Source organism: Streptomyces sp. NPDC026417 (assembly GCF_055567695.1).
Genome location: NZ_JBVHPY010000005.1, coordinates 371,750 through 391,378 on the forward strand (window position 1 = coordinate 371,750; position 19,629 = coordinate 391,378).

Sequence of the window (19,629 nt, forward strand, 5' to 3'; positions counted from 1 at the left end):
ACGGAACTCATGGACGCTGTGACCCAGGTCCCCACCCCCGTCAACGAGCCGGTGCACGGCTACGCCCCCGGCTCCCCGGAGCGCGCCCGTCTGGAGGTCAAGCTCAAGGAGCTGGCCGAGAACCCGATCGAGCTCCCGATGACCATCGGCGGCGAGAAGCGGCTCGGCGGCGGTGAGCGCTTCGAGGTCGTGCAGCCGCACAACCACAAGGCCGTCATCGGCACCGGCGCGCACGCCACCAAGCAGGACGCCCAGGACGCGATCGACGCCGCCCTCGCCGCCGCCCCTGCCTGGCGCGCCATGTCCTTCGACGACCGCGCCGCGATCATCCTGCGCGCCGCCGAGCTGCTGTCGGGCCCGTGGCGCGAGACCCTCGCCGCCTCGACCATGCTCGGCCAGTCGAAGACCGCCCAGCAGGCCGAGATCGACTGCCCGTGCGAGCTCGTCGACTTCTGGCGCTTCAACGTCCACTACGCCCGCAACATCCTGGCCGAGCAGCCCCCGGCCAACTCCCCGGGCGTGTGGAACCGCATGGACCACCGCCCGCTGGAGGGCTTCGTCTACGCGATCACGCCGTTCAACTTCAGCGCCATCGCGGCCAACCTGCCCACCGCCCCCGCGCTCATGGGCAACGTCGTCGTGTGGAAGCCGTCCCCGACGCAGACCCACGCCGCCGTGCTGCTGATGCAGCTCCTGGAGGAGGCGGGGATGCCCAAGGGCGTCATCAACCTCGTCACCGGTGACGGCATCGAGGTCTCCGAGGTCGCCCTGGAGCACCGCGACCTCGCGGGCATCCACTTCACGGGCTCGACCAAGACCTTCCAGTACCTGTGGAAGACGGTCGGCAACAACATCGAGAAGTACCGCTCCTACCCGCGCCTGGTCGGCGAGACCGGCGGCAAGGACTTCCTGGTCGCGCACCCGAGCGCCGACCGCGCCGTGCTGAAGACCGCCCTGACCCGCGGCGCCTTCGAGTACCAGGGCCAGAAGTGCTCCGCGACCTCCCGCGCGTACATTCCCGCCTCCATCTGGAACTCCGGTTTCAAGGAGGAGTTCGCGGCCGAGGTCGACTACCTGACCATGGGTGACGTCACCGACCTCGCCAACTTCATGGGCGCCGTCATCGACGAGCGCTCCTTCGCCAAGAACAAGGCGGCCATCGACCGCGCCAAGTCGGACCCGTCGTGCACGATCGTCGCGGGCGGCTCGTACGACGACTCGGTCGGCTACTTCGTCCGCCCGACGGTCGTGGAGTGCTCGGACCCGGAGAACGAGGTCTTCCGGACGGAGTACTTCGGTCCGTTCCTGGCCGTGCACGTCTACGAGGACGACCGGTACGACGAGATGCTGACCCAGATGGAGTCGGTGTCGGACTACGCGCTCACCGGTTCGGTCATCTCCAACGACCGCGCGGCGGCCGCGTACACGATGGACAAGCTCCGCTACGCCGCGGGCAACTTCTACATCAACGACAAGTCGACCGGCGCCGTCGTCGGCCAGCAGCCCTTCGGCGGCGGCCGTGCCTCCGGCACCAACGACAAGGCCGGCGCCCCGCAGAACCTGATGCGCTGGACGCTGACCCGCGCCATCAAGGAGACGCTGGTCGCGCCGACCGACTACACGTACCCGCACATGGGCTGACCTCTACCCTTCGAGGTTCCGGGCCAGGAAGTCGCCGATCAGGGCGGCTGCCTGGCCCGCGTGCGTCTCCAGGGCGAAGTGGCCGGTCGGCAGCAGGTGGACCTCGGCCCCGGGAAGGTCCCGCAGGAACGCCGTGGCCCCCGCCGGGACGAAGATCTCGTCGTGGGCGCCCCAGACGGCGAGCAGCGGGACCCGGCTGTCGCGGAAGTACTCCTGGAAGGCCGGGTAGAGCTCGAAGTTGCTGCCGTAGTCGGAGATCAGGTCGAGCTGGATCGCGGCCTGGCCGGGCCGCGCCATGAGCGCCGCGTCGTGCTCGTAGGCGTCGGGGCTGACGAGGTCCCGCAGCTCCTCGGGAACGCCGTGCAGGTACTGCCACTTGACGCCGTCCGGGCTGCTGATCTCCCGGACCGGCGCCTCGGTCTGCGGTGTGCGGTCGGCGATCAGCGCCCGGACCGGCGCCCAGGCCTCCGCGCCCAGGCCCTCCTCGTACGCGTTGCCGTTCTGCGTGATGATCGCGGTCACCCGCTCGGGGTGCGCCAGGGCGAGCCGCAGACCGATCGGCGCCCCGTAGTCCTGGATGTACAGCGCGAACCTGCCGAGCCCCAGCCGCTCCGTGAACTCGTCCGTGAGGCGTGCCAGTTCGGCGAAGGTGTACGGGAAGTCGCCGGCCGCGGGCGCCGCCGAGCGGCCGAAGCCGTGGTGGTCGGGGGCGATCAGGCGGTAGTGGTCGGCGAGCAGCGGGATCAGGTCGCGGAACATGTGCGAGCTGCTCGGGAAGCCGTGCAGGAGCAGCAGGACCGGGGCGCCGTCGGGCCCCGCCTCGCGGTAGTGGATCTCGTGTCCGTCGACGACGACGGAGCGGTGCCGGATCCGGCGGGCGGAAGAGGCGGAGGTCCGGCGGAGTCCGTGCTCGGTCATGGCTGTAACCCCTCAAAGTGTTTTTGACGGTTGCTTCGGCGCAAGCAGTGCACCACGGATGCGTCTAACCGGTCAAGTGCTTTATGAGGGTTAGAGAATGGCGGTGGCCCGTTGCCGGCCTCCGGCGCGGGGCCGCCGGGAATACTGGGGCGATGGCCATCCGACTGCGTACCGCTCACACGGCGGAGCTCGCCCCCGCCGAACTCCGCGCCGTCCGCGCCCTCCTGGACGACGCCTTCGAGGGGGACTTCAGCGACGAGGACTGGGATCACGGGCTCGGCGGCATCCACGCCCTGGTCCACGACGAGCGGGGTCTCGCCGCCCACGGCTCCGTGGTGCAGCGGCGGGTCCTGCACCACGGGCGATCCCTGCGCACCGGATACGTCGAGGCGGTGGGCGTGCGCGCCGACGTCCGCCGGACGGGGCTGGGCGGCCGGGTGATGGCGGCCCTCGAACGGATCGTGGACGGCGCGTACGCCCTGGGTGCGCTCTCCGCCAGCGAGGAGGGGGCCGGCCTCTACACGGCCCGCGGCTGGCAGGTCTGGCCCGGCCGGGTCTGCGTCCTCGGCCCGGCGGGAGTCGTGCGGCTGGCGGAGGAGGAGGGCAGCACCTTCGTGCGTCCCGGCAACGCGGGCCCGCTCGACCCGCAGGACGCGCTCGTCTTCGACTGGCGGGACGGCGACGTGCTGTGACGCGGGTCCCCGGCGCCCCTCATGCGCACGCGTCCGTGGCGCGCACGATCATCTTCCCGGTGTTCCCGCCGCGCAGCATCGACAGGAACGCCTCCACGATCCGGCCGAATCCGTCCACCACCGTCTCGTCGAGGGCGAGGCGTCCGCTCCGCAGGTGCGGCACCGCGAACGCGTAGAGCTCGTCCTGGAGTTCCAGGTGGTCGCGGACCAGGAAGCCCTCGATGCGCAGACTCTTCTCCACCACGTCCGCGTGGTCGAAGAGCACGGGCGGCGCGTCGGTGACGTTGTACTGGCCGACCGTGCCGACCCGCACCACCCGGCCGCGCCTGCGCAACGCACCGATGGCCGCGCCGAGTTGGTCGCCGCCGACGTTGTCGACGAAGACGTCGACGCCGTCGGGCGCGGCCTCCGCCAGCAGCCGGGCCGCCGGGCCGGCACGGTAGTCGAAGGCCGCGTCGTAGCCGACCCGTTCCGTCAGGTACCGCACCTTCTCCGGGCTCCCGGCGCTGCCCACCAGCCGGCCGGCCCCCATCACCCGGGCCAGCCGCCCGGTCGCCGTACCCACTCCGCCCGCGGCGGCCGAGACGAACACGTCCTCGCCCTCCCGCAGCCGCGCGACGCGGGTCAGGCCCGCGTACGCGGTCAGGCCGGTGCCGCCGAGCAGGCTCAGGTGGGCGGAGAGCGGTACGCCGTCGAGGTGCGGGAGGCGCCGGGCCTCCGCCGGCCGTACGACGGAGTGGGTGCGCCAGCCCTGCCGGTGGAAGACGACCTCCCCCTCGGGCAGCGCCGGGTCGCGGGACTCGGTCACCCGGCCGAGCGCGCGGCCCTCCAGCGGGGCGCCGAGCGCGAAGTCGCCGTCCATCATCTCGCGGTGGTACGGGTCGACGGACCAGTACAGGTTCTCCACCAGGGCCGTGCCGGGGGCGGGCCGGGGCACCGGCGACTCCACGAAGCGGAAGTGCTCCGGGGTGGGGAAGCCGGTCGGACGGGCGGTCTGCTGCACGGTGAGCGCGGTGCCGCGGGAGGAGGCGACGGGTGTGCCCGCCGCGCCGGCGACGGCGGGGGCGTGGCTGCGGGAGATGGTCATGGACGCGACCGTAGGGAGGAATGCGCGGTCCGGGCAGCCGGTTGCGCTCATGGGACGACGGCATCCATGAGCCGTCCTCATGGAGCCTGCCGGGAGCACCGATGACCGCATCCGACCTCACTCCGCAGGAGCTGCGGATCCTGGTGGCCGTCGCCCGGGAGGGCGGCTTCTCGGCGGCCGCCGGACCGCTCGGCACGACGCAGTCGGCCGTCTCGCACGCCGTCCGCGGCATCGAACGCAAGCTGGGCGTCGTGCTGTTCGAGCGGGGCCGGTACGGGGCGCGCCCCACACCCGCGGGTGAGCGGGCCGCCGTCCACGCCCGCCGGGTGCTGCGCATGCTGCGGACGCTCACCGCGGAGGCGCGCGGCGCCGCCACCGGGCCGGACGGGGGCGGCACCGTGACGGGGCCGCTGCGCATCGCCGCCTTCCGCAGTGCGGCCCTGCATCTGCTGCCGCCCGCCCTGGAGCGGCTGACCGCCCGCCATCCCGGCGTCGAGGCCTCCGTGCGCGTGGTGCGCGAGGTGGGGCCGGGCACGGCGGGGGAGGTGGCCGAGGGGCGGGCGGACATCGGGATCGCCACGATCGGTACGCACGCGCCCGTGCCGCCCGAACTCCTCGGTGACGCGCTGCTGGAGGAGCCGTACGCGCTCGTCCATCCGGCCGGCCACCCCCGTCCCCGCTCACTGCCGCTGGTCGACTGGACCGAGAACTGCTCGTCGTACACGCGCACCTGGTGGGCGGCGCAGGACTGGATCCCCTGCGCGACGGTGCGCGCCGAGGACGACGGAGCGGTGCTCTCGATGGTGAGCAGCGGTCTCGGGATGGCGATCATGCCCGCCCTGTCCCTCACGGGTGCGCCGCCCACCGTCGGGATCACCGACCTCGGGCCCCGGCGACCGACCCGCACCGTGGGGTACGTCACCACTCCCGAACTCGCCGCGACCCTCGCCGTCCGCGCGCTGATCAGGGAGCTGCGCGCTCTGCACCCCCGGCGGGCGTGAACCCGGGCCGATCACGTCACCGCAGGTCAGCGGCGTCCGGCTCGAGTCTCTGTCTCAGATAGTAGGAAGTCCGAGTAATTGTGGAGACAGATGCGCGGTCCTCGCCTAGCTTTGTAGGAGCCGAACGTCTCGCTCGATCAAGCGAATGGCGGTCGTGAGCCGGGCCCCGAGCAGGCAACCCCTGCGGCACCGCTCCCCGCCCCTCCGGCGTCTCGTATCCCTCACCCCACTTCCGGTTGCCGTTTTCCGGAGGCAAGGAGCCGACCGTCATGGCCGAGACGACCGTCCGCCGAGTCCGTCACGTTTCCCGTACCAGCGAGTCCGACCGCAAGAATGCCGCCGCCGCGCTCCAGCGCGCCCTCGACCGCAGGGACAACGGCGGCGCGACGGGCCACTGAGGCCCGCCCCGTCCCTGATCCGCCCACTCGCCGGGAGCCGCACCCGCGCGGGGTGCGGCGCGGAGCTCAGGCGCCGCGCCGCACCTCGAAGTGGTCGATCCGCTGCCCGTCCTGCGCCAGCGCCGACACGGTGAGCCGCGGTGCCGGGCCGGCCTCGGCCTCCACCGAGAGGAACGAGTAGCCGGTGTACCGCACCCGCGACCACTCGACGGCGTCCGGCTTCCGCCGCCGCGCCTTCGTCCAGTGGAAGGTCTCGACGGACTCGCGGTCCTTCACCCTTCCCTCGTAGCTGTCCTTCACCCCGTCCGGGAACCGGTAGAGGCTCTTGCCCGCCCCGCCCGCCGTGACGTAGACGATGCCGTCGCGGGTCGGGTCGGTCGTGGCGCCCACGGGCACCTGCCGCCCCACGGTGCCGCCCCTGATGGCGTCGGTCCGCTCGTAGACGTGGTTGTGCCCGTTGATCACCAGGTCCACCTGGTGCTTGGCGAACAGCGGCACCCAGGCGTCCCGGACCCCTCCGTCGGAGGCGTGCGTCGCCGTCGAGTAGGCGCAGTGGTGGAAGAAGACCACGATGAAGTCGACCCGGCCGCGCAGTTCCCCGAGCCGCCTGTCGAGCCAGGCGGTCTGCCTGCCGTGCGAGTGGCCCAGATTGGCGGGGATCTCGTACGACACGTCGTTGGCGTCCAGCGCGACGACGCCGACGTTGCCGTAGACGAACGAGTAGACGCCCGGCGCCCGCTCCGCGTCGAAGCCGTTGTCCGGGAGCGACCAGCGCGCGGACTGGCCGCCGTAGCCGTTGGGCGAGTACCAGGCCTCCATGTCGTGGTTGCCGGTCGTCACCATCCACGGCACCGTGCGGGCCACCGTCTCGGTCTGCCTCAGGAACAGGTCCCAGGCGGCCGGGTCGTAGACGTCCGACTCCTCGCCGTGCCCGGTCCCGTCCGCGTAGCAGATGTCGCCCGCGTGCAGGTGGAAGGCCGGACCGCGACCGAGCAGCACCTTGTCGTTGGCGAGGGCGTCGGGCGTGACGCCCTGGTCGCCGAAGGCCGTGAAGACGAACTTCTCCGGACGCGCGGGCGCCGTGCGGAAGTGGCCGACCGTCGCGTGGTGCTCCTTGCCGGCCGGATCGAAGCCCTCGTGGCCGACGCCGTAGTAGTACGTCGTCCCCGGGCGCAGCCCGTCGAGCGCCGCGTGCAGGTAGTACTGGTCGAGCGCGAGCCGCTGCCCGGCGACGCCCGGGGTGTGCAGGTCGCGCACCTCGGCCTCGATCCGCCGGCTCAGCGACCAGGGTGTCAGCCCCACCCGGACGTACGGCTTCCGTACCGCCGACGGCACCTGCCAGGAGATCCGCATCTGCGTCTTCGGGTCCGCGCCGAAGGCGAGGTGACGCCCGAACGGCACGACGGCGGAGCCCGGAACCCGGCCGGTGGCCGGACGCGGTGACGCGTCGGCCGTCCGCGGGCGGCTCCCGGTGCCCGGCGTGCAGCCGGCCAGCAGCCCGCCGCCCGCGAACGCGCTCGCCGACACCAGCGCGCGGCGCCGCGTCAGCCTCGTGCGCAGGTACTCGTGCTGCTCGGCCATGCTCATGCGGCGCGCGAGCTGCTCCGGTATGCCGACGTCGGGGGTGTCCATGCCGGTGAACTTCCCAGCAATCCCCAACCACCGCCAAACGCACGGGTGAACGGAGTCTGACGAATGTCTCCGCCGGCCGGGCGGGGTCTCCCCGTCCTGTCCGTATGCCGGACACCGCGTGTCATCCCATGGGACAAGGAGTACGGTGCTGCGTATGTCGGCAAGCTCTCGCAGCATCAATCTCGCAGTGATTCCCGGTGACGGCATCGGCCAGGAGGTCGTGGCCCAGGGACTGAAGGTCCTCTCCGCCGTCCTCCCGCAGGATGTGAAGCTGGAGACCAAGGAGTTCGACTTCGGCGCCCGGCGCTACCACGCCACGGGCGAGACCCTCACCGACGCCGACCTGGACGCGCTGCAGAAGCACGACGCGATCCTGCTCGGCGCGATCGGTGACCCCTCGGTCCCGTCCGGCGTCCTGGAGCGCGGCTTCCTGCTCAAGCTCCGTTTCGCCTTCGACCACCACGTGAACCTGCGTCCGTCGAAGCTCCTCCCGGGTGTCGCCACCCCGCTGGCGGGCCAGCCCGAGATCGACTTCGTCGTCGTCCGCGAGGGCACCGAGGGCCCGTACACCGGCAACGGCGGCACCATCCGCAAGGGCACCCCGCACGAGGTCGCCACCGAGGTCTCCGTCAACACGGCCTTCGGCGTCGAGCGCGTCGTCCGGGACGCCTTCGCCCGGGCCCAGGCCCGCCCGCGCAAGAAGCTCGCCCTCATCCACAAGAACAACGTGCTGACCTTCGCCGGTCACCTGTGGACGGACGTCTTCAACCGGGTGGCCGAGGAGTTCCCCGAGGTCACCACCGAGTACATGCACGTGGACGCGGCGACGATCTACCTGGTCACGCAGCCCGAGCGCTTCGACGTGATCGTCACCGACAACCTCTTCGGCGACATCATCACCGACCTGGCAGCGGCCGTCTCCGGCGGCATCGGCGTCGCCGCCTCGGGCAACATCAACCCGACCGGCGCGTACCCCTCGATGTTCGAGCCCGTGCACGGTTCGGCGCCCGACATCGCGGGCCAGGGCAAGGCCGACCCCAGCGCCACCGTGCTCTCCGTCGCCCTGCTGCTGCGCCACCTCGGCCACGAGGCGGAGGCCGCCCGCATCGAGGAGGCCGTCGCCGCCGACCTGGCCGAGCGCGTCGGCAAGCCGGCCCGCACGACCGAAGAGATCGGCGACGCCCTCGCCGTACGAGTAGCCGGCTGACCCCGCGCCACTCTCGTTCCACAGGAGCCGCCGGGTCGCATCCGCACCCGGCGGCTTTTCTTATGCCCTCGCCGGGTGCCACCATCAGTCCCCGGGCCGCATTCACACCGTTTTCGTCCAAGGCTCCGCACACGCGATAATCGAACACGGAGCCGCGGAATGAGGGAATGCTCGGACGTCCTAGCACTGGCCACTGGCAGTACAGGCGTGAGCGCGGCTCGTCACACACAACCGGTGAAGGACAACCACTCATGACGACGCCCACCATCGAGCTCAAGCCCTCGGCCGCCCCCCTCTCCGAGGCGGAGCGCGAGGCCATCCTGGCCAACCCCGGTTTCGGCCGCCACTTCACCGACCACATGGTGACGATCCGGTGGACGGAGGGACGCGGCTGGCACGACGGCCAGCTCGTGCCGTACGGCCCGCTCTCCCTCGACCCGGCGAACATGACCCTGCACTACGCGCAGGAGATCTTCGAGGGCCTCAAGGCGTACCGCCAGCCCGACGGGTCCGTCGCCACCTTCCGCCCCGAGATGAACGCCAGGCGCTTCCAGTCCTCCGCCCGCCGCCTCGGCATGCCCGAGCTGCCGGTCGAGACGTTCATCGAGGCCTGCGACGTCCTGGTCCAGCACGACCGGGCCTGGGTCCCGGCGCACGGCGGTGAGGAGTCCCTCTACCTGCGGCCGTTCATGATCGCGACCGAGGTCGGCCTCGGCGTGAAGCCCGCGAACGAGTACCTCTTCCTGGTCATCGCCTCGCCCGCCGGCGCCTACTTCGCCGGGGGCGTCCGGCCCGTCTCCATCTGGCTCTCCGAGGACCGTGTCCGCGCCGTCCCCGGCGGCATGGGCGACGCCAAGACCGGCGGCAACTACGCCGCGTCGCTGCTCGCGCAGGCCGAGGCCGCCGCGAAGGGCTGCGACCAGGTCGCCTACCTCGACGCCGTGGAGCACAAGTGGGTCGAGGAGCTCGGCGGCATGAACCTGTACTTCGTGTACGGCGACCGGATCGTCACCCCCGAACTGACCGGCTCCCTGCTCGCCGGTGTCACCCGTGACTCGCTGCTCACCGTCGCCCGCGACCTCGGCTACGAGTCGGCGGAGGGCCGCATCTCCATCGACCAGTGGCAGCGCGACTCGGAGAACGGCACCCTCACCGAGGTCTTCGCCTGCGGCACCGCCGCCGTGATCACTCCGGTCGGCACGGTCAAGCGCACCGGCACCGAGTGGCAGCAGTCGGGCGGCGAGCCGGGTGAGGTGACCCTGCGGCTGCGCGAGGCCCTGCTGGACATCCAGCGCGGCATCAGCGAGGACAAGCACGGCTGGATGCACCCCCTGGGCTGAGTCACGCCCCCCGCCGGGCCGGCACCCGAGGCCCGCGGCACCGTCCCGCACGAGCCCGCCCCCGCACGGGGGCGGGCTCGCGGCGTCCCTACGGCGCGACCGGCGCCGGGCGGTGCTCGGTGTCGGAGGGAGCCGGGGTCCGGGCCGTGCCCCGGGTCAGGGCGAGGTACACGGCGCCGCCGACCGCCCCCGACAGCAGGAAACTGCAGTCCACACCGCCCGTCAGGGACAGCAGCGGACCCTCGTACGAGGGGAGCGAGACGGCCAGCAGGCCGGTGCAGGCGCCCAGCGCCCAGGCCGCCGTCGCCCGCACGTTCCAGCCGCCGCGGTACCAGTAGACGCCGCCCCTGGCACGGCGGTTGAAGACCTGGAGGGCGTCCGGGTCGTAGACGCCGCGACAGCGGGCGAAGCCGATCAGGGTGATGACGGCCCAGGGCGTGCCGATCGCCGTGAGCAGCAGGACGAAGGACGTCATCGCGTCCTGGGCGCTGGACGCGTAGTGGCCGACGAAGACGCAGGCCGTGGCGACGACCGCGACCGTCAGGGTGGCCCGGGCGCGGGAGGCGCGCGGCAGGATCGCGTCGAGGTCCAGGCCCATGGAGTAGAGCATCAGCCCCGCGTTGCCGACCGAGCCGGCCGAGGCGGCGAGCAGCAGCGGGACCAGGTACCAGCCGGGGGAGGCCGCCACCAGCGGTCCGGCGTAGTCGAGGGCGGCGCGGGCCGCGTAGGCGGTGAAGGTGCCGAACAGCTGCGGGACCAGCAGCCCGGCGGTCAGGCCGAGCCAGGTGGCGTGCAGGACCGTGCGGGAGGTGTGGCGGGCGGGCGAGATGTAGCGCGTGTAGTCACCGAGCAGGGTGATGAAGGCGATGGGTCCGGACAGTCCCGCCGCGACCGCCGCCAGCAGCCACGTCGGCCAGAACGAGCCGAGCAGGTAGCCGCCGGTCTCCGGGAGCGCGGCGGTGGTGAAGTGCGGTGCGTACGCCAGCACGCCCACGACCAGCAGCGCCGTCATGCCGACGGCCAGCACACGGGACACGGCGAGCAGCACCCGGTAGCCGTACACCGCCCCGGCCACCGTCGCCGCGGCCAGCAGCGCGTACACCACGGCGTACGAGGTGTCCGTCACCGGCAGCCCGAAGAGCCGGTTCAGGACGCTCACCATCACGTCGCCGCCGATCCAGACGGTCAGCGCGGTGTAGCCGAGGGCCAGCAACAGGCCCACGACCGAGCCGATCAGCCGGCCGCGGACGCCGAACTGGGCGCCCGAGGAGGTCGACAGGTTGGTGGCCGTGCGCAGCGAGACCAGGGCGAGCGGGGCCGTGACCGCGGTGCCGACGACCGTGCCCGCCACGATCGAGCTGACCGACGCCCACCAGTCGAGGCCGAAGGACGGCGGCAGCCAGCCGAAGATGACGACTCCGAGGCACAGGTTGGACCCGATCAGGATCGAGACGAGGTCGCGGGGGCCGCTGGTGCGTTCCTCGTCGGGGATGGTGTCGACTCCGCGCTGTTCTATCGGCATGGCTGGTCTCCTTCGATCGGCCGCCTGTGTGCACACCCAAAGTTTGAGCGGCGTTCAATGTGACGCGTTCGAAGGTGGCCCGTCAATGTTTCCCATGGATGTTCCTCGCGGTTAGGCTGTGGTTAGAGTGATGCTCTAAATCGTGGAAGGCAAGGAGGTGTCGCGTCGTGAGACTGACCCCCACCGAGCGTGACCGGCTGCTGCTCTTCGGGGCCGCCGAACTGGCACGGGCCCGCCGGGCCCGGGGCCTGCGGCTCAACGTCCCCGAGGCGACCGCCCTCATCGCCGACACCGTCTGCGAGGCGGCCCGCGACGGACGCCGTCTCGCCGAGGCGATCACGGCCGCACGGGCGGTGCTCGGCCCCGACGACGTCCTGCCGGGCGTCGCCGACGTGGTGACCGAGGTCCACGTGGAGGCCGTGTTCGACGACGGTTCGCGGCTCGCGGTGGTGAGCGACCCGATCGGCGCGGGGCTCGGCGCGAACGCGCCCGGCGCGCTGCTGCCCGGGCCCGCCCACGCCGAGCCCGAGGCCGCCGTCGCGCTCGCCGTCACCAACACCGCGACGGTCCCGGTCTCCGTCACCTCCCACTTCCACTTCTTCGAGGCCAACCCGCGGCTCGACTTCGACCGGGCGGCGGCCTACGGCATGCGGCTCGCGGTCCCCGCCGGGTCCTCCGTCCGCTTCGGCCCCGGCGAGAGCGCCGAGGTCGGTCTCGTGCCGATCGGCGGCGAACGGATCGCCATCGGCTTCGCCGGTCTGGTCGACGGCCCCCTGGACGCGCCCGGAGCGAGGGAAGAGGCCCTGCGCCGGGCCGCCGCCTGCGGATACCTCGGCGTTCCGGACACCCGCGACCAGGAGGCCGAGCGATGAGCCGCCCCGGAGGCCACCCGGCGGAGCCCCGCCGCCTCACCCCGTACGAGTACGCCGCGACCCACGGCCCCCGGGCCGGGGACCGGATCCGGCTCGGCGACTCCGGGCTGACGGTCCGGGTCGAGGCCGACGCCCAGCGGTACGGCGACGAGTTCCTCGCCGGCTTCGGCAAGACCGCCCGCGACGGGCTGCACCTGAAGGCCGCGGCCGTCCGCGACACCTGCGACGTCGTCATCAGCAACGTCGTCGTGATCGACGCCGCGCAGGGGATCAGGAAGGTGTCCATCGGCATCCGCGAGGGCCGGATCTGCTCCGTCGGGCGGGCCGGGAACCCGGACACCCTCGACGGGGTCGACGTGGTCGTCGGCACCGGCACGTCGATCGTGTCGGGCGAAGGGCTCATCGCCACCGCGGGCGCCGTGGACACGCACGTCCACCTGCTGTCGCCGCGCATCATGGAGGCGTCCTTGGCCTCCGGCGTCACCACGATCATCGGCCAGGAGTTCGGACCGGTGTGGGGCGTCGGCGTCAACTCGCCCTGGGCCCTGCGCCACGCCTTCAACGCCTTCGACGCCTGGCCCGTCAACATCGGCTTCCTGGGCCGCGGTTCGTCCTCGCACGAGGCGCCCCTCGTCGAGGCGCTGGCCGAGGGCGGCGCGTCCGGCTTCAAGGTCCACGAGGACATGGGCGCCCACACCCGCGCGCTCGACACCGCGCTGCGGGTCGCCGAGGAGCACGACGTACAGGTCGCGCTGCACAGCGACGGGCTGAACGAGTGCCTCTCCGTGGAGGACACCCTGCGGGTCCTGGAGGGGCGCACCATCCACGCGTTCCACATCGAGGGCTGCGGCGGCGGCCACGTGCCGAACGTCCTGAAGATGGCGGGCGTCCCGAACGTCATCGGCTCCTCCACCAACCCGACTCTGCCCTTCGGCCGGGACGCCGTCGCCGAGCACTACGGGATGATCGTCTCCGTCCACGACCTGAAGACCGACCTGCCCGGCGACGCCGCGATGGCCCGCGACCGGATCCGGGCCGGGACCATGGGCGCCGAGGACGTGCTGCACGACCTGGGCGCGATCGGCATCACCTCGTCGGACGCGCAGGGCATGGGCCGGGCGGGCGAGACCGTACGCCGCACATTCGCGATGGCGGGGAAGATGAAGGCCGAGCTCGGCCCCCTCGACGGCTCCGCGGAGACCGGCGACGACAACGCGCGCGTCCTGCGCTACATGGCCAAGCTGACCATCAACCCGGCCATCGCACACGGCCTCGCCCACGAGGTCGGCTCGATCGAGACCGGCAAGCTGGCCGACATCGTCCTGTGGCGGCCCGAGTACTTCGGCGCCAAGCCGCAGCTGGTGCTCAAGTCGGGATTCCCGGCGTACGGGGTCGTGGGCGACCCGAACGCGGCGACCGACACCTGCGAACCGCTCGTGCTCGGGCCCCAGTTCGGGGCGTACGGCGCGACGGCCGCCGACCTCTCGGTCGCCTTCGTGGCGCAGGCCGCCGTCGACCTCGGCAACGACCTGATGCCCACCCGCCGCCGCCGCGTCGCCGTGCGCGGCACCCGCGGCATCGGCCCCGCCGACCTGCGTCTCAACTCCCGCACCGGAGCCGTCGACGTCGACCAGGGCACCGGTCTCGTCACGCTCGACGGCGACCCGCTGCGCTCCGAGCCCGCCGACTCCGTCTCCCTCAATCGTCTGTACTTCCTCTAAGGACCCCCCATGTCTGCTGCCGCCGACGGTTTCCGCATGCCCGCCGAGTGGGCCCCGCACGAGCGCACGTGGATGGCGTGGCCGGGCCCCAATCCCACCTTCGACGACCCGGACGGCCTCGCCGGTGCCCGCCGGGCCTGGGCCGGTGTGGCCCGCGCCGTCCGCCGCTTCGAGCCGGTGACGGTCGTGTGCGGGCCGGGCCAGTCGGCCGGGGCTCGGGAACTCGTCGGCCCCGACGTCGAGTTGGTCGAACGGGAACTCGACGACGCCTGGATGCGGGACATCGGCCCCACCTTCCTCACCGACGGCAAGGGCGGGCTCGCCGCCGTCGACTGGACGTTCAACGGCTGGGGTGCCCAGGACTGGGCCCGCTGGGAGCACGACGCCAAGGTCGCCGCGTACGTCTCCGACCTGGCCGGGGCGCGGACCTACGCCTCGGCCCTGGTCAACGAGGGCGGTGCGATCCACGTCGACGGCGAGGGCACCGTCCTGCTCACGGAGACCGTGCAGCTCGGCCCCGAGCGCAACCCGCACCGGACGCGCGAGCAGGTGGAGGCGGAGATCCACGCCCAGCTCGGCACCCGCAAGGCGATCTGGCTCCCCCGCGGGCTGACCGGCGACTATCCGCCGTACGGCTTCGGCACGCTCGGACACGTCGACATCGTCGCCGCCTTCGCGCGGCCCGGCGTCGTCGTGGCGCACTCCCAGCCGGACCCGGCCCACCCCGACCACGAGGTGAGCAAGGAGATCATCGGGCTGCTCCGGGGGCAGACCGACGCCCGCGGCCGCCGCCTGGAGGTCGTGGAGGTCCCGGCGCCGACGGTGCTGGAGGCCGACGGGCACTGGGCCGACTACTCCTACATCAACCACTACCTGTGCAACGGCGGTGTGGTGCTGTGCGGCTTCGACGACCCGCGGGACGAGATCGCCGCGGGCATCTTCCGGCGGCTGTTCCCGGAGCGCACGGTGACGCTGGTGGACGCTCGTACGATCTTCTCCGGGGGCGGTGGCATCCACTGCATCACCCAGCAGCAGCCGAGGACCTGAACCGGGAGTCGCACGTGGCCGAGAGCCGCACACCGCGGAGGAGGAACGCCCCTCCACGCGAGGACGTGCTGGCGGCGGCCATGGACATGATCGCGGAGCGCGGTCTGGAGAAGCTCACGATGGCGGCGCTCGGCCGTGCGGTCGGCATGAGCAGCGGCCATCTCCTCTACTACTTCCGCTCCAAGGACGAGCTGCTGCTGCGCACCCTGGAGTGGAGCGAGGGCCGGCTGGGCGCCGAGCGCGGCCGGCTGCTCGCCGCCCGCGGGACGGCCCGCGAGCGCCTCGACGCGTACGTCGACCTGTACGTCCCGGACGGTCCCGGCGATCCGCACTGGACCCTTTGGCTGGAGGTCTGGAACCGTTCGCAGAACGCCGACGAGGAGGCCCGGGACCGGCAGGCCGCCATCGAGGGCGCCTGGCACCGCGACCTGGTGGCCCTGCTCGCCGCGGGCGTCTCGCGCGGCGAGTTCCGGCGGGTCGACCCGGACCGCTTCGCCGCGCGGCTGCGGTCCCTCCTGGACGGCTTCTCCATCCACGTGGCGATCGGCCTGCGCGGCACGGACCGCGGACAGATCCTGGACCACGTCCGGGAGTTCCTCGACGAGTCGCTCGGTCCGGCCGGCGCGTCACCCGCCTGAGCGAATTTCGCGGAGGCGGCGCCGGGCGGACGGGGCCGCCGCGCGGGACGCCCGGCCCGCATCCTGAGACACCGGTGAGCACGAGGGCCCCGCTGTGCCAGACTGCCTCCGTGCTCTCGTTCGCCATGATTATTGGCAGCAGGCGCGCCGGTCCGCAGTGACCGCCACGTACCACCACGTACGGGCGGGCATCGTCGTCCTCGACCCGCGCGCAGACCTCTCGCACCCGCGAGAGGTTTTTCGTTTTCCTGGCCCACCACCAGCCGGGAGGAGTGCGCGAGGGATCATTGGGGGGACGGTGGAGCCGGTCATTCCGGTAGACCGAGATTCCCAACAGGAGCCAGAGACCATGACGGAAACCAGCGAGCTCGACGATTCGTTCCACGTCTTCGACACGACGCTGCGTGACGGCGCGCAGCGTGAGGGCATCAACCTCACGGTCGCGGACAAGCTGGCCATCGCACGGCACCTGGACGACTTCGGCGTCGGCTTCATCGAGGGCGGCTGGCCCGGCGCCAACCCGCGGGACACCGAGTTCTTCGCCCGCGCCCAGCAGGAGATCGACTTCAGGCACGCCCGGCTCGTGGCCTTCGGCGCCACCCGCCGGGCACACGCGAAAGCGTCCGAGGACCCCCAGGTCAAGGCGCTCCTCGACTCCGGCGCTCCGGTGATCACCCTGGTCGCCAAGTCCCACGACCGGCACGTCGAGCTGGCCCTGCGCACCACCCTCGACGAGAACCTGGAGATGGTCCGCGACACCGTCTCCCACCTGGTCGCGCAGGGACGCCGGGTCTTCGTCGACTGCGAGCACTTCTTCGACGGCTACCGGGCGAACCCGCAGTACGCGAAGGCCGTCGTCCGCGCCGCCTCCGAGGCCGGCGCCGACGTGGTGGTGCTCTGCGACACCAACGGCGGCATGCTTCCCGCGCAGGTCCAGGCCGTCGTGTCGACGGTGCTGGCCGATACCGGTGCCCGGCTCGGCATCCACGCCCAGGACGACACGGGGTGCGCGGTCGCCAACACGCTGGCCGCGGTCGACGCCGGGGCCACCCACGTGCAGTGCACGGCGAACGGCTACGGCGAGCGGGTGGGCAACTCCAACCTCTTCCCGGTGGTCGCGGCGCTGGAGCTCAAGTACGGCAAGAAGGTGCTGCCCGAGGGCGCGCTGCGCGAGATGACGCGGATCTCGCACGCGATCGCCGAGGTCGTCAACCTCACGCCCTCCACGCACCAGCCGTACGTGGGAGTGTCGGCCTTCGCCCACAAGGCGGGCCTGCACGCCTCGGCGATCAAGGTCGACCCCGATCTCTACCAGCACATCGACCCCGAGCAGGTCGGCAACACCATGCGGATGCTCGTCTCCGACATGGCGGGCCGCGCGTCCATCGAGCTCAAGGGCAAGGAGCTCGGCGTCGACCTGCGCGGCGACCGGGAGCTGGTCGCCCGGGTCGTCGAGCGGGTCAAGGAGCGCGAGCTCCGGGGCTACACGTACGAGGCGGCCGACGCCTCCTTCGAGCTCCTGCTGCGCGAGGAGGCCGAGGGGCGGGCCCGGCAGTACTTCGAGGTCGAGTCCTGGCGGGCGATCGTCGAGGACCGCCCCGACGGCAGCCATGCCAACGAGGCGACCGTGAAGCTGTTCGCCAAGGGGGAGCGGATCGTCGCCACCGCGGAGGGCAACGGCCCGGTCAACGCCCTCGACCGGGCGCTGCGGGTCGCCCTGGAGAAGATCTACCCCCAGCTCGCCCAGCTGGAGCTCGTCGACTACAAGGTCCGCATCCTGGAGGGCAAGCACGGCACGTCCTCCACCACCCGGGTCCTCATCTCCACGTCCGACGGCACGGGCGAATGGTCCACGGTCGGCGTCGCCGAGAACGTCATCGCCGCCTCCTGGCAGGCCCTGGAGGACGCCTACACCTACGGCCTCCTGCGCGCCGGGGTGGAACCGGCGGCGTAGCCACCGTGCCGGACGGGCCGGGTGTCCGGCCCGTCCAGCAGGGAGTGCGAGGCGGCGGCCGCGCTACTGCAGACGCCACTTCTGGTTGGCCGCCCCGGTGCAGCTCCAGATCTGGACCCGCGTCCCGTTCGCCGAGGAGTTGCCGGTCACGTCGAGGCACTTGTCCGCCGCCGTGTTCACCACGTCACCGGTCGAGACGTTGTACGACCAGCGCTGGGCCGCCGTGCCGTTGCAGTCGTAGAGCTGCACCTTCGCGCCGTCGGCGGTCGACGCCGAGGTGACGTCCAGGCACTTGCCGAGCGCCTGGAGGGAGCCGTCGGCCCGCACCGTCCAGCGCTGGGCGGTGGAGCCGTTGCAGTCGTGGAGCTGGACCGCGGTGCCGTTCGCGGTCGAACCGCCCGCCACGTCCAGGCACTTGCCCGCGAGTCCCACGAACGTCCCGGACTGCTCGCCGCCCCCGGCCTGCGTGCCCGACCAGGTGAACGTGGCCGACGTCCGGCCCGGCAGCGCGTACGTGGCGTGCTGCGAGCCCCAGTTGACCGTCACCGTCCTCGCCGACGACGCCCCGTTGTACGCGATCAGTGCCTTGGAGCCGTCCGGGTTCCGCCACGCCACGTTCGGCACCGACGAGCTCGCGGTGGACGCGATCCGCTGGGCGCCCGGCCGGACGAACTTGGTCAGGTGCCCCATCGTGTAGTACTCGACCGTGTAGTCGACCTGTCCGCTCTGCCCGTCGCCGTTGTGGACGGTGACCAGCCCGGAGCAGGTGCCGCAGCCGCCGTTGTGCGGCCCCCGGTTCTGGTCCACGGCCAGCGACCACTTGGTCACCGACTTCGCCCAGTTCCGGGTGTAGTTCACGATGTCGAGCATGTCCTCGCGCTGCTGGTCGGCGATCCAGGTCCCGCCGGAGTGCTCGGTGCCGAAGGCGTCGAGACCGGGGTACCGGTCGTGCACGCTCGTCTGCTTGCCCACGTCGCCGCCGTAGCCGTGCCACGCGATCCCGCCGAAGTTCGGGTGCGAGCGCACCGCCGCGTCGTCGACCGTCTGGGCGGCGTAGGCGTCGTACACGTCCCAGTTCCAGTCGTGCGCCAGCACCTTCGTCGACAGGCCCGCCGCCCGGAGCTTGGGGAGCAGCTCGCTCTTGGTGAAGTAGGCGAGCCCGGAGGCGTTCCAGCTCATCGACGGGTAGCCGGCGCAGCACGTCGGCTCGTTCTGGGCGGTCACGTACGCGACGGGGATGCCCTGGTCGCGGTAGGCCTGGAGGTACTTCACGAAGTACGAGGCGTACGCGCCGTAGTGCTCCGCCTTGAGCCAGCCGCCGTTGAGCTGCCCGCTGTCCTTCATCCAGGCCGGGGCGGTCCACGGCGAGGCCATCACGGTCAGTGCCGGATTGAGCTGACGCGCCTGGCTGGTCAGCGGCACCACGTCGGCCAGGTCGTGGGCGATCGAGAACTCGGAGAGGTCCGCGTCGGTCTGCCCGGCCGGCACGTCGTCGTAGGTGTAGCCGTAGCGGGCGAGGTCCGAGGCGCCCATGGGATTGCGCAGGAAGGACAGCCCGATCCCCTCCGTGGGGGAGAACAGCTTGCGCATGGTCGCGTCCCGGGTGGCCGACGACAGCGCCCCGCTGCTGTTCATCAGCCAGGCCGCGGTGTCCGTGAAGGACGCACCCCCGCCGGTGAAGGTCTGGTAGCGGGTGTTCTCGTCCACGGTGATGTTCTCGCCGCTCCCGCCGCTGCCCGACTGGAAGGCGAAGGGGGTTTGCGCCTGCAGTCCGCGGGTGACGTGGCGGCCGCCGGCGTCGTCCGTGGTGGTCAGGTAGGCGGTGATCTGCTCGCCGGCCGCATGTGCGGGCGCGGTGGCCACGGCGGTCAGGCAGGCGGTGGTGAGCAAACCGGCGACGAGCAGCCGGGCCGCCCGTGCGGCTCTCCTCGGGGATCGTGCGGGACTCATGGCGCGCCG

Annotated in this window: 16 protein-coding genes; 11 read left to right on the forward strand and 5 right to left on the reverse strand. The window is 72.1% G+C overall.

The window, feature by feature from the left end; translation table 11 throughout:
• Positions 1-9 precede the first annotated feature (9 nt).
• Positions 10-1,641, forward strand: coding sequence for an L-glutamate gamma-semialdehyde dehydrogenase (gene pruA, locus ACZ4NT_RS11205; RefSeq protein ID WP_121406133.1), 1,632 nt, complete (start codon positions 10-12; stop codon positions 1,639-1,641).
• A gap of 3 nt (positions 1,642-1,644) precedes the next feature.
• Here the strand turns inward: pruA and ACZ4NT_RS11210 are convergent, their stop codons facing one another.
• A complete protein-coding gene (locus tag ACZ4NT_RS11210) occupies positions 1,645-2,559 on the reverse strand; it encodes an alpha/beta fold hydrolase (RefSeq protein WP_467724807.1) in 915 nt (304 codons plus the stop codon).
• Positions 2,560-2,711: 152 nt separating this feature from the next.
• Between ACZ4NT_RS11210 and ACZ4NT_RS11215 the strand changes: the two genes are divergently transcribed.
• Complete coding sequence (locus tag ACZ4NT_RS11215; protein ID WP_467724809.1) at positions 2,712-3,251, forward strand: GNAT family N-acetyltransferase; 540 nt, start codon at positions 2,712-2,714, stop codon at positions 3,249-3,251.
• 19 nt (positions 3,252-3,270) lie between these two features.
• On the opposite strand, the gene ACZ4NT_RS11220 is transcribed toward ACZ4NT_RS11215, so the two are convergent.
• Complete coding sequence (locus ACZ4NT_RS11220; RefSeq protein ID WP_121406136.1) at positions 3,271-4,338, reverse strand: MDR family NADP-dependent oxidoreductase; 1,068 nt, start codon at positions 4,336-4,338, stop codon at positions 3,271-3,273.
• Between the two features lie 101 nt (positions 4,339-4,439).
• Here ACZ4NT_RS11220 and ACZ4NT_RS11225 point away from each other — a divergent pair, with 101 nt between their 5' ends.
• Positions 4,440-5,339 carry a LysR family transcriptional regulator gene (locus tag ACZ4NT_RS11225; protein ID WP_121406137.1) on the forward strand — a complete coding sequence of 300 codons (900 nt, stop codon included), beginning with the start codon at positions 4,440-4,442 and terminating at the stop codon, positions 5,337-5,339.
• Positions 5,340-5,608: 269 nt separating this feature from the next.
• Positions 5,609-5,737, forward strand: a complete 129-nt coding sequence (locus ACZ4NT_RS11230) for a hypothetical protein (protein WP_121406138.1) — start codon at positions 5,609-5,611, stop codon at positions 5,735-5,737.
• A 66-nt stretch (positions 5,738-5,803) separates the two neighbouring features.
• On the opposite strand, the gene ACZ4NT_RS11235 is transcribed toward ACZ4NT_RS11230, so the two are convergent.
• On the reverse strand, positions 5,804-7,369 hold the full coding sequence (locus ACZ4NT_RS11235) for a purple acid phosphatase family protein (RefSeq protein ID WP_467724811.1): 1,566 nt from the start codon (positions 7,367-7,369) through the stop codon (positions 5,804-5,806).
• Between the two features lie 154 nt (positions 7,370-7,523).
• Here ACZ4NT_RS11235 and ACZ4NT_RS11240 point away from each other — a divergent pair, with 154 nt between their 5' ends.
• Both ACZ4NT_RS11240 and ACZ4NT_RS11245 read left to right on the forward strand, forming a co-directional pair.
• Positions 7,524-8,576 carry a 3-isopropylmalate dehydrogenase gene (locus ACZ4NT_RS11240; protein WP_121406140.1) on the forward strand — a complete coding sequence of 351 codons (1,053 nt, stop codon included), beginning with the start codon at positions 7,524-7,526 and terminating at the stop codon, positions 8,574-8,576.
• A 251-nt stretch (positions 8,577-8,827) separates the two neighbouring features.
• The gene (locus tag ACZ4NT_RS11245; RefSeq protein ID WP_467724812.1) at positions 8,828-9,916 is read left to right on the forward strand and encodes a branched-chain amino acid aminotransferase; all 1,089 of its coding nucleotides are present in this window, start codon (positions 8,828-8,830) and stop codon (positions 9,914-9,916) included.
• 88 nt (positions 9,917-10,004) lie between these two features.
• Here ACZ4NT_RS11245 and ACZ4NT_RS11250 read toward each other — a convergent pair whose 3' ends face one another.
• Entirely contained in the window at positions 10,005-11,438 is a 1,434-nt protein-coding gene (locus tag ACZ4NT_RS11250) for a cytosine permease (protein WP_467724814.1), read from the reverse strand.
• Positions 11,439-11,605: 167 nt separating this feature from the next.
• Between ACZ4NT_RS11250 and ureA the strand changes: the two genes are divergently transcribed.
• From ureA to cimA, 5 genes are all read left to right on the forward strand, one after another.
• Complete coding sequence (gene ureA, locus ACZ4NT_RS11255) at positions 11,606-12,310, forward strand: urease subunit gamma (RefSeq protein WP_121406143.1); 705 nt, start codon at positions 11,606-11,608, stop codon at positions 12,308-12,310.
• Positions 12,307-14,031: an urease subunit alpha gene (locus ACZ4NT_RS11260; protein ID WP_467724817.1), complete on the forward strand. Its 1,725-nt coding sequence runs from the start codon at positions 12,307-12,309 to the stop codon at positions 14,029-14,031. The genes ureA and ACZ4NT_RS11260 overlap by 4 nt, the downstream gene beginning before the upstream one ends.
• 9 nt (positions 14,032-14,040) lie before the next feature.
• Positions 14,041-15,078: an agmatine deiminase family protein gene (locus ACZ4NT_RS11265; protein ID WP_467724819.1), complete on the forward strand. Its 1,038-nt coding sequence runs from the start codon at positions 14,041-14,043 to the stop codon at positions 15,076-15,078.
• 80 nt (positions 15,079-15,158) lie between these two features.
• The gene (locus ACZ4NT_RS11270; protein ID WP_467724847.1) at positions 15,159-15,716 is read left to right on the forward strand and encodes a TetR/AcrR family transcriptional regulator; all 558 of its coding nucleotides are present in this window, start codon (positions 15,159-15,161) and stop codon (positions 15,714-15,716) included.
• A 349-nt stretch (positions 15,717-16,065) separates the two neighbouring features.
• The gene (cimA, locus tag ACZ4NT_RS11275) at positions 16,066-17,670 is read left to right on the forward strand and encodes a citramalate synthase (protein WP_121406147.1); all 1,605 of its coding nucleotides are present in this window, start codon (positions 16,066-16,068) and stop codon (positions 17,668-17,670) included.
• 63 nt (positions 17,671-17,733) lie between these two features.
• On the opposite strand, the gene ACZ4NT_RS11280 is transcribed toward cimA, so the two are convergent.
• Positions 17,734-19,620, reverse strand: coding sequence for a ricin-type beta-trefoil lectin domain protein (locus ACZ4NT_RS11280; protein WP_467724822.1), 1,887 nt, complete (start codon positions 19,618-19,620; stop codon positions 17,734-17,736).
• Positions 19,621-19,629: the final 9 nt, after the last annotated feature.